The sequence below is a fragment of the Microbispora sp. H10885 genome (genome assembly GCF_014161415.1).
Lineage (GTDB): Bacteria > Actinomycetota > Actinomycetes > Streptosporangiales > Streptosporangiaceae > Microbispora > Microbispora triticiradicis.
Genome location: NZ_JABBWY010000001.1, coordinates 156,764 through 168,449, shown reverse-complemented (window position 1 = coordinate 168,449; position 11,686 = coordinate 156,764). Strand labels below are relative to the sequence as shown.

At 70.0% G+C, this 11,686-nt stretch carries 11 protein-coding genes; 4 read left to right on the top strand and 7 right to left on the bottom strand.

Annotated elements, in window-relative coordinates:
* The first annotated feature begins 270 nt into the window (after positions 1 to 270).
* From HHX37_RS00815 to HHX37_RS00805, 3 genes are all read left to right on the top strand, one after another.
* On the top strand, positions 271 to 1,044 hold the full coding sequence (locus HHX37_RS00815) for a ParA family protein (protein WP_111700173.1): 774 nt from the start codon (positions 271 to 273) through the stop codon (positions 1,042 to 1,044).
* Between the two features lie 263 nt (positions 1,045 to 1,307).
* Positions 1,308 to 2,327, top strand: coding sequence for a ParB/RepB/Spo0J family partition protein (locus tag HHX37_RS00810; RefSeq protein ID WP_111700092.1), 1,020 nt, complete (start codon positions 1,308 to 1,310; stop codon positions 2,325 to 2,327).
* 173 nt (positions 2,328 to 2,500) lie between these two features.
* A complete protein-coding gene (locus tag HHX37_RS00805) occupies positions 2,501 to 2,956 on the top strand; it encodes a VOC family protein (protein WP_182884165.1) in 456 nt (151 codons plus the stop codon).
* A gap of 108 nt (positions 2,957 to 3,064) precedes the next feature.
* On the opposite strand, the gene HHX37_RS00800 is transcribed toward HHX37_RS00805, so the two are convergent.
* Both HHX37_RS00800 and HHX37_RS00795 read right to left on the bottom strand, forming a co-directional pair.
* A complete protein-coding gene (locus tag HHX37_RS00800) occupies positions 3,065 to 4,015 on the bottom strand; it encodes a D-alanine--D-alanine ligase family protein (RefSeq protein ID WP_182884164.1) in 951 nt (316 codons plus the stop codon).
* A 571-nt stretch (positions 4,016 to 4,586) separates the two neighbouring features.
* On the bottom strand, positions 4,587 to 5,819 hold the full coding sequence (locus HHX37_RS00795) for a PLP-dependent aminotransferase family protein (RefSeq protein WP_111700172.1): 1,233 nt from the start codon (positions 5,817 to 5,819) through the stop codon (positions 4,587 to 4,589).
* A 351-nt stretch (positions 5,820 to 6,170) separates the two neighbouring features.
* Here HHX37_RS00795 and HHX37_RS00790 point away from each other — a divergent pair, with 351 nt between their 5' ends.
* A complete protein-coding gene (locus HHX37_RS00790; protein ID WP_111700089.1) occupies positions 6,171 to 6,788 on the top strand; it encodes a GNAT family N-acetyltransferase in 618 nt (205 codons plus the stop codon).
* A gap of 181 nt (positions 6,789 to 6,969) precedes the next feature.
* On the opposite strand, the gene trxA is transcribed toward HHX37_RS00790, so the two are convergent.
* The 5 genes from trxA to HHX37_RS00765 form a co-directional block, all read right to left on the bottom strand.
* Positions 6,970 to 7,293 (bottom strand): thioredoxin, encoded by a 324-nt coding sequence (gene trxA / locus HHX37_RS00785; RefSeq protein WP_111700088.1) that lies wholly within the window; start codon positions 7,291 to 7,293, stop codon positions 6,970 to 6,972.
* A gap of 82 nt (positions 7,294 to 7,375) precedes the next feature.
* Complete coding sequence (gene trxB / locus HHX37_RS00780) at positions 7,376 to 8,305, bottom strand: thioredoxin-disulfide reductase (RefSeq protein WP_111700087.1); 930 nt, start codon at positions 8,303 to 8,305, stop codon at positions 7,376 to 7,378.
* A gap of 222 nt (positions 8,306 to 8,527) precedes the next feature.
* Positions 8,528 to 9,487, bottom strand: coding sequence for a zf-HC2 domain-containing protein (locus HHX37_RS00775; protein WP_182884163.1), 960 nt, complete (start codon positions 9,485 to 9,487; stop codon positions 8,528 to 8,530).
* A complete protein-coding gene (sigM, locus tag HHX37_RS00770; protein WP_182882546.1) occupies positions 9,477 to 10,118 on the bottom strand; it encodes an RNA polymerase sigma factor SigM in 642 nt (213 codons plus the stop codon). The genes HHX37_RS00775 and sigM overlap by 11 nt, the downstream gene beginning before the upstream one ends.
* Before the next feature lie 9 nt (positions 10,119 to 10,127).
* Complete coding sequence (locus tag HHX37_RS00765) at positions 10,128 to 11,627, bottom strand: protein kinase family protein (protein ID WP_182882545.1); 1,500 nt, start codon at positions 11,625 to 11,627, stop codon at positions 10,128 to 10,130.
* Between the last annotated feature and the right edge of the window lie 59 nt (positions 11,628 to 11,686).

Genomic DNA, 11,686 nt, shown 5'->3' with positions numbered 1-11,686 from the left:
CCGGAGACCCGGCTCCCCCTACCCTGGGAGATCGCGACAGCAGGCCGGTCCTCCGGGGTTGGCTGGCCTCGTCCCCCTGCTTCGCCGGTCGAAAGGACGACGACCGTGCCCCAGACCCCCCTAGGCCCTGGCGATTCGCCGCTGGTACGAGAGGCACTGAGTTCTGTGGTTTCACGTGAAACAGCCGCGCCTGCGCAGGCGGCTGCGCCTTCCGTCGGTTACTCGACGCGTGACGAGGGGAGCTGGCCCCGGCCTCCTCGCTGCCGGGTGATGACGGTGGCCAACCAGAAGGGCGGCGTGGGTAAGACCACCACGGCCGTCAACCTGGCGGCGGCACTGTCCATGCATGATCAGCGCGTTCTCGTGGTCGACCTGGACCCACAGGGAAACGCGTCGACCGCCCTCGCGACCGAGCACCGGTCGGGGATGCCGTCGGTCTACCAGGTCCTGGTGGACGACATGCCGCTGTCGCAGATCGTGAACCCCGTCCCCGACATGCCGAACCTCTACTGCGCCCCCGCCACCCTCGACCTCGCGGGGGCGGAGATCGAGCTCGTCCCGATGGTGGGCCGGGAGTCTCGTCTGCGGAGGGCGCTGGCGGCCTTTGACGCCATGGAGTTCGACTACATCCTCATCGATTGCCCGCCGTCGCTGGGCCTGCTGACCGTGAACGCCATGGCGGCGGCCCAGGAGGTCCTGATCCCCATTCAGTGCGAGTACTACGCGTTGGAGGGGCTCACCCAGCTCATGCAGAACGTCGAACTGGTCCGTGCACACCTCAACCAGACGCTCGCGGTCTCGACCATCCTCCTCACCATGTACGACGGCCGTACCCGTCTGGCGTCTCAGGTGGCGGAAGAAGTGCGGTCCCACTTCGGGGACACGGTGCTCGACGCGGTCATCCCCAGGAGCGTCCGTGTCTCCGAAGCGCCCAGCTACGGCCAGTCGGTCATGACGTACGACCCGGGATCGAGCGGCGCGCTCGCGTACATGGGGGCCGCCAAGGAGATCGCCTATCGCGCGGCTGCCCTCGCCGACGCCTGAGAACCGACCGCTGAGAACCGGCCACTGAGAATCAGCCACTGAGTGCCGACTGCCGAGAGCTGAAGCTGGACAGGCGTCGAGCGTTTCCTGCGCATGGGCGTTGGCGGCCCTCAGTGCCGGTGGGTTATGCACAGGTCGATGTCTGAGGACTCGTGCGCAGGCTTCGCAGCGGTACTCTCTCCTGGTGTGTGCGTGCCGGTGCCCAGTGACTCCGAGTCGCTGGGCACCGCCTTCTTTGCGGGTGCGGGTATGAAGGAGCAGCGGTGAGCCAGCAGCGTCGGGGACTTGGCAAGGGTCTTGGGGCTCTGATCCCCACAGGACCGATCGTCGATCCGTCGCCTCTGGCGAGCGTGCCGTCCACTGCCGGTCTGCCGGCATTCGCATCGAGTGGCGGCGTGGCAGGCGGTGGGGTTGCGGGTGACGGCGGAACGGGCCTGCGCCCGGTGGAAGGCGCGTACTTCCAGGAGATCGAGGTCGGGTCGATCTCTCCCAACCCCCGCCAGCCCCGGGAGGTGTTCGACGAGGATCGTCTCGAAGAACTGTCAGCCTCCATCAAGGAGGTCGGCCTGCTGCAGCCGGTCGTCGTACGGGCGCTGCCGGACGGCCGCTTCGAGCTCATCATGGGGGAGCGGAGGTGGCGGGCGTCCCAGCTCGCCGGGCTCGACCACATCCCCGCGATCGTCCGCAGCACGCAGGACGACGAGATGCTCCGCGAGGCGCTCATCGAGAACCTCCAGCGCGAGCAACTGAACGCACTGGAGGAGGCGGCGGCCTACCAGCAGCTCCTCGACGACTTTGGCGCCACCCATGAGGTGCTCGCGAAGAAGGTGGGGCGCTCCCGCTCGCACATCAGCAACACCTTGCGGCTGCTGAACCTCCCGCCGGAGGTGCAGCGCAGGCTGGCGGCCGGAGTCATCAGCGCCGGCCACGCGCGGGCGCTGCTGACGCTCAGCGACCCGGCCGCCCAGGAACGCCTGGCGAGCCGCATCGTGGCGGAAGGGCTGTCGGTCCGGACCGTCGAGGAAATCGTGGCGCTGGGGGAGGCGACCGCGGGTCCGGCTCCCCGCAAGCCGCGGGCGAAGAAGCCGACGGCTCCGGCACTGCGGGATCTGGCCGACCGGCTCTCCGATCATTTCGAGACGAAGGTGAAGGTCGATCTCGGCAGCAGGAAGGGCCGAATCGTGGTCGAGTTCTCCACCATCGACGACCTGGAGCGGATCATCGACACGATGGCTCCGGACGCCGCCAACGCGATGCGGAGCGCGGGGATCGCCACCGAATAGTCGCTGGGTAGTCGCTGGGTAGGCGCTGTTTCACGTGAAACATCGCCACCGCCGGCCACGCTGTCGCACTGGACGCCGCTTCTCGCACTGATGCATCGTGCTCAGGCGCGGTACTCAGGCACCGTGCTCAGACACTGCTCAGGCACGGTCGATGGGCGAGCGATGGAGGCGCGATGAACGACGAGGCTCCCTTTCGGGTAGGGCTTCGGGCCGCCGACGTGAGTGCGGCGGCCGCGTTCTACGAGGGGCTGGGATTCGAGCGGATCGGCAGGATCTCCAGTCCCGATGGCCGGACAGTCATGGCGATCCTGCGACGCGGCGATCTCCAACTACTCGTCGACGCCCTGACCGGCATGCCGTTTCCCGACAGCGAGCGTGAACGGGGCACGCTGGCCGGTCCGCGAGGGTTGGGCGTGGTCATCGGCATAGCGGTAGACGATGTCAGAGCGACCGTGGACTACTGCCGATCGGCCGGTTGCGAGGTCACCACTGAGACGGCCGACGCCCCGTGGGGAGAGCGGTACGCCGAGGTCCTCGACCCCTACGGCTACGCGTGGAAGTTCTTCAAGGTGCTCCCGGATCCGCCCCATGACACCTTGCGCAGCGCCTACGACAGCTGGTTCGGCTGACCTCGTCGCCCCACGCGGCATGCGTGCGCACAGGCACGCATGCCGCAGCGACGTTCTCTCCCCTGTTTCACGTGAAACAGGCGGGGCGGCTCAGCGAAACCGGAGTGCTCAGCGGCGAGCCGCGGCGAGCTCCAGGAGTCCCTTGCAGAGGGTGCCCAGGTCTCGGTGGGCCGCCTCAGCGGCCATCGGCAGCAGGGAGGTCTCCGTCATGCCGGGGGCGACGTTCACCTCAAGGAAGTACGGCTTGCCGGTGGCGTCGACGATGAGGTCGGTGCGGGAAACGTCACGCAGGCCCAGCGCCGTGTGAGCGGCCACGGCCATCCCCGCGCACGCCTCGGTGGCCTCCGGAGAGAGCCGGGCAGGTGCGAAGAACTCGGTCTGGCCGGCCGTGTACCGGGCGGCGTAGTCGTAGACGCCGCGGTCGGGCACGATCTCCACCGGAGGCAGGGCGACCGGTCCGTCACCCAGATCCACGACGGAGACGGCGACCTCCACGCCCTGCACGTACTGCTCGATCAACGCGGTGTCCCCGTACGCGAAGCAGCCGACCATCGCCGCGGGCAACTCCTCGGCGCTGTGGACGATCGACGCGCCGAGCGCGGACCCTCCACGTGAGGGCTTCACGAACAGCGGCAGTCCGAGGCGGTCGACGATACGGGCGAGCACCGCCGTGGCGCCGAGGTCGTGGAACGTCTCCTTGGGCAGCGCCACGGAGTCAGGGGTGTTGAGCCCCCAGGATCGGACGACCGCCTTGGCGGTGGGCTTGTCGAAGGCGACCCGGCAGGCGTCCGGCGTCGCACCGACGTAGGGCACGTCGAGCAGTTCCAGGACGGACCGGATCGCTCCGTCCTCCCCGGCGCCACCGTGCAGGGTGACGAACACCGCGTCCGGCGGGTCCGACAACACGGCGGGCACGAGGGTGGCGTCGGTGTCGCGCGTCTCCACGTCCACACCGGCCGCCCGCAGCACCTCCGCCACCCGGCGACCGGAGCGCAGGGAGACCTCACGCTCGTAGGAGAGCCCTCCGGCGAGGACGAGCACGTGACTCAGATCGCTCATGCCGTCTCACCACCGATGCGGGCGAACACGCCGCTGGGCTGGGTCAGGTCATTTCCCCGCGCACGCGGGCCGAGCCCTTCAGCACGGCCGGCCGTGGCCGCCGTGCGGCTCTCGGAGGTACGACCCCCGATCCACCGGTGATCGGCGTTGCCCGGCCCGGGGCGCGTTCCCCTCCGCGGAGGTGCGGGGGGCGATCCTGCGGTCATCGTTCGCTCGCTCACGAAGAGGGCCTTTCTCGCGTCGAGGAGTCGGTACGGCCAGCCTGAACAGGCTAGTGCCCCTCCCGCCTATCTTTGCCCCGTCGCGTCGCCCAGAGCGGCACCTCGCCGCGTTGTCGTCGTCGCCCATAGCTCCGCTATGGGCTCCTCCTCCGCCTTGCGATGCACCACTCTGGCCAACGCTCCGTCCGGGCAAATCTTGGCGGTCGCGGCACTCGTGCCCCTCCTGGCGGTCGTCGTCCAGGCCCGACCACGAGGGGAGGGGCGGGAGGCTGCGACGTCCCAGTAGGAGAGGCTACGCCGGTTCAGGCGTGGGCCGTACCCGCACCTGAGCGAGGCGGGCCAGACACTCCCTAGGCGAGGTCCGGGCCAGGGGTGTCCACGCCTCCCTGCCGCGGTATGGAACCGGTGCCGAACGTGTCCCGCATCCTGAGCTCCTGCTCGATGACCCCGGCGAGGCGGCGTACGCCCTCCTTGATGCGGTCCGGCTCCGGGTAGCAGAACGACAGCCGCATGTTCCGCGTGCCGCCGCCGTCGGAGTAGAAACCGGTGCCGGGCACGAAGGCGACCCGTTCGGCGATGGCCCGGGGGAGGAGAGCCTTCGAGTTGAGCCCCTCGGGCAGCGTCATCCAGACGAAGAACCCGCCGGCCGGGCGGGTCCACGTGCAACCGGGCGGCATGAACACCTCGAGCGCGTTGAGCATCGCGTCGCGCCGCTCGCGGTACAGCTCGCGGAACGTCTTGATCTGCTCCCGCCACGGCTGGGTCGTGAGGTACTGCCCCACGGCGAGCTGGGTGAACGTAGAGTGCGAGAGCACCGCCGACTCCATGGCGAGGACCAGCTTGTCGCGGATCGCGTGAGGCGCGACGGCCCAGCCGACGCGGAAGCCCGGGGCCAGGGTCTTGGAGAACGAGCCGAGGTAGACGACACCGTCGGGATCGTCGGCCCGCAGCGCCCGCATCGGCTCCCCGTCGAACCCGAGCAGGCCGTACGGGTTGTCCTCGACGACGAGCACGCCGGTCCGGCGGCAGATCTCCAGCACCTGGCGGCGGCGCACCTCGTTCAGCGTCACACCGGCGGGATTCTGGAAGGTCGGGATCGTGTAGAGGAACTTGATCCGGTTCCCCGCCGCCTGGAGGGCGTAGATGGTCTGCGCGAGCGCCTCGGGAATCAGCCCCTGGTCGTCCATGGCGATGTGGACGACCTTCGCCTGGTAGGCCGCGAACGTGCCAAGGGCCCCGGCGTAGGACGGCCCTTCGGCGAGCACGACGTCACCGGGGTCGATGAAGATGCGGGTGATGAGGTCGAGCGCCTGCTGGGAGCCGACGGTGACCATGATGTCATCGGGGCCGGCTTCGATGCCCTCGAGGCGCATGACCTCGCAGATCTGCTCCCGCAGGGCGGGGTCACCCTGACCGCCGCCGTACTGCAGAGCGACGGAACCGCGGGTGGCGACGAGATCGGCGACGAGATCGCCCACCACGTCGAGGGGAAGGGCCGTGATGTACGGCATGCCGCTGCCGAGCGAGACCACCTCGGGCCTCGAGGCGACGGCGAAGAGAGCTCGGATCTCGGAGGCGACCATCCCGGCGGCCCGGGCGGCGTACCTGTCGACGTAGGCGTCAATGCGCGACCCGTGGGCCGCGTTCGTCCGACCGTGATCAAGCTCATGCGTCACGGTCCACCTCCGATCACATAGCCGAGAAATCCAGAGTACGGTAACGCGCCACGCTGCTCACAACAGGGTATTGACCATCACAGACCCCTTTTCCTGCATTCCTGCCTCATTGGTTTCACCGTGAGGGCGACGTAAACGCTCGGCTGTGGCTCTTGTGGCGTACGCGCTCCGGCCCTGCCGCTGAGTTACGATGCGTGCAGTAGACGCCGTATTCGCGCGCTTTTCTGGCGGGACCGCTAGCGGGGATTGGGGCATCACGTGTCGCGTCGGCTGGTCAATGTCACCCTCGACAACCTTGACGACCTGCCGCGCCGGTGCCGGCGATGTGTGTTCTGGGAGCTCGACCCCGTGAGCGGGGAGCGAGCGGTGGAGGCGGGCGACCCGGGGCTGGAGAAGGAGGCGTGGATCTCCGCGACCCTCCTCGAATGGGGAAGCTGCGGGAAGATCGCCTACGTCGACGGCGTGGCGGCCGGCTTCGTGCTCTACGCCCCGCCGCTGTACGTCCCCCGATCGGTGGCGTTCCCGACCTCTCCGGTCAGCTCCGACGCGGTGCTGCTGATGACCGCGCACATCGTGCCGGAGTTCTCCGGAGGTGGGCTCGGCCGGATGCTCGTGCAGGGCGTCGCGAAGGACCTGACCCGCCGCGGCGTACGAGCCATAGAAGCCTTCGGCGACCTCAAGTGGGAGCAGCCCGGCTGCCTGCTGCCGGCGGATTATCTGCTGTCGGTCGGATTCAAGACCGTACGCCCGCACCTGCGCTTCCCCCGGCTCCGCCTGGAGCTCAAGACCGCCGTCTCGTGGCGTGAGGACGTCGAGGTGGCGCTGGAGCGCCTACTCGGCTCGATGTCCCCGGAGCGGGCGCTGCGGCCCGTCTGAGGCGATCTCAGGGCCCCACACGATCTCAGGCTCCACGCGATCTCAGGCTCCACGCGATCTCCTGAAGACCGCCAAGCGATCTCAGGACCGTCGAGGGAATCAGGCCCTGGCGGTCCCAAGACGCAGCGGAGCCCCCCGTGCGTTCGCGCGGGGGGCTCCTGTCCGGCTCGATCGGGGCGCGTCAGAGCACGCCCTCCAGCTCGCGCAGCAGCATGGCCTTCGGCTTGGCGCCGATGATCTGCTTGACGACCTCGCCGCCCTTGTAGACGTTCATCGTCGGGATCTGCAGCACGCCGTAGTCGCGCGGCGTGACCGGGTTCTCGTCGATGTTCAGCTTGACGATGGTCAACCTGTCCGCGTTCTCGGTGGCGATCTCCTCGAGGATGGGCCCGACCTGGCGGCACGGACCGCACCACTCGGCCCAGAAGTCGACGAGAACCGGCTTGTCGCTCTTGAGGACCTCGGCCTCGAAGCTCGCGTCCGTCACGCTCTTGATGGCGCCCAAGGTAACTCTCCCCTTGTGTCTGGTGTGGTGGGTGCAACCGCGGGAACGGTCACCGCATTCCCGCGGCCGCCCGGAAACGGTCTCAGGCGTTCAGCGTCAGCCAGCGCTCGGCGTCGAGCGCCGCGGCGCATCCGGTCCCGGAGGCCGTGATCGCCTGGCGGTAGATGTGGTCGACGACGTCGCCCGCCGCGAACACCCCGTCGAGGTTGGTCCTGGTCGTGGGCGACTGCACGAGGACGTAGCCCTCGTCGTCGAGATCGATCTGGCCCTTCAGCAGTTCCGTGCGCGGCTCGTGGCCAATGGCGATGAACAGCCCCCCGACCGGCAGATCGGTCTCCTCGCCGGTCTTGAGGTTGCGCACGCGCACGCCGGAGATCCGGTCCTCACCGAGTACGTCGACGACCTCGCTGTCCCAGACGAAGCGAATCTTGTCGTTGGCGAACGCCCGGTCCTGCATGATCTTGCTGGCGCGCAGCGTGTCCCTGCGGTGGATCACGGTGACGGTACGGGCGAACCGGGTCAGGAAGATGGCCTCCTCCATCGCCGTGTCGCCGCCGCCGACGACCACGATCTCCTGGTCGCGGAAGAAGAACCCGTCACAGGTCGCACACCAGGACACGCCTCGGCCGGACAGCCGCTTCTCGTTCTCCAGGCCCAGCTCGCGGTAGCGCGAGCCGGTGGCGATGATCACGGACTTGGCCAGGTAGGTGTCGGTGTAGGTCTTGACGACCTTGGGGTCGGCCTCCAGGTCGACCTCGACGACGTCGTCCGCCACCAGTTCGGCGCCGAAGCGCTCGGCCTGCTTGCGGAAGTTGTCCATCAGGTCCGGACCCATGATCCCGTCGGGGAACCCGGGGAAGTTCTCCACGTCGGTGGTGTTCATCAACGCACCACCCGCGGTGACCGAGCCCTCGAAGACGAGCGGCCGCAGGTCCGCCCGCGCGGCATACACGGCCGCCGTGTAGCCGGCGGGGCCCGATCCGATGATGATCACGTTACGGACGTCGCTCAACGGACTCGCCTTCCGATCCCGGTGTGATGTGCAGTCGCGTCAACAGATCCTAGGCCCCGGCGATTCCCGCGGCCGACCCCCGGCACCCGAGGACTCCTGACGCGTCTGGGGCACCCGGACATCGCGAAGCCCCCCGGAGGTCGCGGGGGGCTTCGTCACTGCCGATGGTACGGCTCGCGCCGCACTACGTACGCCGCCGGGTGAGCCCGGAGCGGCGTCAGGTCACCTCCAGCTGGCCAGACCCTCCGGCCGCAGGCGGCGGCACTCGGAGTCCACGACGACCACCCGTACGGCGTTGATGTTCTTGTCCTCCCAGAACGCCATGATCGTGGCCTCGTTGCCGTTGTACAGGGCCTTGTCGACCCCGATCGGCGTGCGGTCGAGCTCGGTGGAGAACTGCTTGACGCAGCTGTCGAGACCCTCGTCGCTCGTGGACGCGCCGTCCACGCCGGGACCGACGCCGAAGTAGCCCAGCAGCGGCCCGCGCAGCTCCCGGCTGGTGTAGTTGTGGCCGCTGGCGTAGGTCGAGTAGGTCAGCGCCTGCGCACGGGTCTTCTCCGGGGTCTGGCTCGCGTCGCCCTGGCTCAACGCCGATTGAGGCTGCGCGCCGCCGGACCAGAGCAGGCCGGTGGCGGCGACCCCGCTCCCGATGACCGCGATCGCCGCGGCGGCGGCCACCGCGGGCATCGCCCACGCGCGCCGTCTGGCGGACTTACGGCCCCCCGTACGTGTCCCGGTGCGGCGCCCGGCCGGCGTGATCGTCCCGTCGCCGGACACGACGCCCAGCGGACCCGTCGCCGCGGCGACCGGCGCGAGCTCGGGTTCCGGCTCCGGCGCGGGTACGAGCCCCGGCTGCGGCGCCCCGGCAGGGACGATGGATTCGACCGGAGTCTCGACGGTCTCCCACGGCGCGTTCTCCCAGGGGGAGTCCCGCATGACGCGGTCCCAGTCCGGGGCCTCGGCGGCGAGCGCGCGGTCGATGCGCTTGGCGACGCCCAGAGGCATCGCCGGCACCGGCACGGCCGCCAGGACCTCGCGGACCGCGGCCAGGTCGGCGAGGCTCTCCCCGCAGGGGTCGCAGACCGCGAGGTGCTCGCGGACCCGCCGTGCCGTGGTTTCGTCGAGGAGACCCTCCGCCAGTTCGGCGAGCATCTCCAGGTCGTAGTGCGTGTCACCCGTCACGAAGTTCTGCTCCCTTCCCGGATGAGACGCGAGTCAGGTCTGATCGGTTCCGTAGATGCGAAAGAATCGGGGCGAGTTTGGCGCGGCCCCGGGCGCAGCGGCTTTTCACCGTTCCGGGCGGGACGCCCAGGACCGCGGCGGCGTCGTCCACCGCGTAGCCCATCATGTCGACGAGCACGAGAGCGGCCCGCTGGTCGGCCGGCAGCAGCTTGAGCGCCGCCGTCACCTCCAGGGACACCTCCCGCTCGCCCGACTGGTCGGTGGCCGGAGACTCCCGCTCGGCGGCCTCGATGAGTTCGTCGTCGGCGACGGGCCGCACCGACTTGCGGCGCATGCGGTCGAGGCAGGCGTTCACCACGATACGGTGCAGCCACGTCGTGACCGCCGCCTCGCCGCGGAAGCTGTCCGCCTTCCGGTACGCCGAGACGAAGGCGTCCTGCACCGCGTCGGCGGCCTCGTCGGGATCACCCAGCGTACGCAGGGCGACCGCCCACATCCGGTCGCGGTGCCGCCTGACGATCTCACTGAACGCGTGCGGATCGCCGCCCAGATGGCGCGTCAGCAGATCGGCGTCGGACACGGCGCGTTGCGCGTGCTCAGCCGTCGGGGGTGTGTCTGGTGGGGAGTTCACAGGTCCCTGCTATGCCGGTCCGGGGGAGTGCACCGTTACTTCGTAGATGGTGCCACGATACTTCCCGGCATAGGGCGGAAGCCGGGTGAACCAGATCAAAACGTACTGACCTGTGGTGGCCTTGCTCGGCGTGAGCGTGACCGTGCCAGAGGCGCCCTTCGCCTCGGCGAGCGTCCTCAGCGAGCCGAGATCCGCCGCGTCGCCCACCTTGAGCTGCACGGTCGCGCCGGCGGCGTCGCCCAGCGAGACGGCCACGTCGGCGATCGGGACCGGCTTGCCCATGTCGAGGATGAGCCCCACCCCGTCCTTGAGCCCGCCCAGGTCCGCGCCGAGGTAGCTGTCGGTGTGCCACTCCGTGGACGGCTTGCCGTCGACGGCGAGCCCGGCTATCTCCGGCTTCTCCGCGCGGTCGGAGCCCAGGGGGTCGAACCCGGTCGCGCTCACCGGTTCGACGGCGACCGGCTTGGCCGTGGGCGACGGCGAATCGGCGACGTCCGGCTGCGTGACCCGCGGGGCGTTGCCGAGGTTCTTCCCCACCGTCCAGGCGCCGACCCCGACGGCCGCCATCACGAGCAGCACGATGACGGTCAGCAGGATCTTGCTCGCCGCGCCGGTCTGCGGACGCGGCGGCGGCGGATGCGCCATCGGCTTCTGCGGCGGCCTCGTGGTCACGCCCAGGCCCAGGCCGTCGGGCGCCTCGGAGCGCAGGTTCAGCGCGGGCGGGGCGGTGGTGACCGGGACGGGGGTGGGACGCGGCACCTCGGAGAGGGCCTCGGCCACCTCGGCCGGGGTGGCCAGCGGAGGCTGTCCCCGCCTCGGCTCCTGCAGCAGGGCGCGGCAGGTGATGGCGTCGAGATAACCGGGCACGCCGGCGGTGACCTGGCGGGGGGTGCAGACCTTGCCGTCGTCGAGGGGCGCGGAGGGCAGGCCGCAGTCGGAGTCGCCCGGCCAGTGCCCGGTCAGCGCGGCGTACAGCAGACGGCCCAGCCCTTCGGCGTCCTCCCGGGCGGGTTCCTCGCTGTGGAGGTCGAGGATCGCGGCGTCGACGGCGAGGCCCAGGAGCTTGACCGTTCCCCCGCTCGTCCAGACCAGGCGGCCGGGGGTGAGATGCAGGTGGGTGAGGCCCGCCGCGTGGGCGTGCGCCAGCGCCTCGGCGGCCTCGGCCACCAGGGCGGCGCCGCGCTCGGCCTCGACCGGGCCGCTCTCCAGCAGGTCGAGCAGCGAGTCGCCGCTGACCCACTCGCTCACGACGTACGCGGTGCCGTCCTCGTCGGCCGCGTCGAAGACCTGGGTGAGGCGCGGGTCGGTCAGCCGGCTCGCCAGGCGGGCGGCCGTGACGACCTCCGCGACCCGGGGGAAGTCCGGCGCGAACGTGTGGACGGCGACCGGGCGGGCGAGGATCTCGTCCAGCGCCTTCCACAGGGTCGCGCCCGCGGACTCGTGGACCCGGTCCTCCAGGCGGAACCGGTCCGCCAGCCGGGTCCCCGGTTCGACCGTGGACATGCTCATGCGGCCGCCCCGCTCCGCGGCCCGTCGGCATGCATCAGCCGATGCCGGGTGGTTCCGCC

Excerpts from the sequence above, each read along its gene's own strand:
- HHX37_RS00765 (WP_182882545.1), bottom strand. The coding sequence starts at position 11,627 with ATGAGCATGTCCACGGTCGAACCGGGGACCCGGCTGGCGGACCGGTTC.
- HHX37_RS00815 (WP_111700173.1), top strand. The coding sequence starts at position 271 with ATGACGGTGGCCAACCAGAAGGGCGGCGTGGGTAAGACCACCACGGCC.
- HHX37_RS00800 (WP_182884164.1), bottom strand. The coding sequence starts at position 4,015 with ATGAGCGATCTGAGTCACGTGCTCGTCCTCGCCGGAGGGCTCTCCTAC.
- HHX37_RS00795 (WP_111700172.1), bottom strand. The coding sequence starts at position 5,819 with ATGGTCGCCTCCGAGATCCGAGCTCTCTTCGCCGTCGCCTCGAGGCCC.
- HHX37_RS00805 (WP_182884165.1), top strand. The coding sequence starts at position 2,501 with ATGAACGACGAGGCTCCCTTTCGGGTAGGGCTTCGGGCCGCCGACGTG.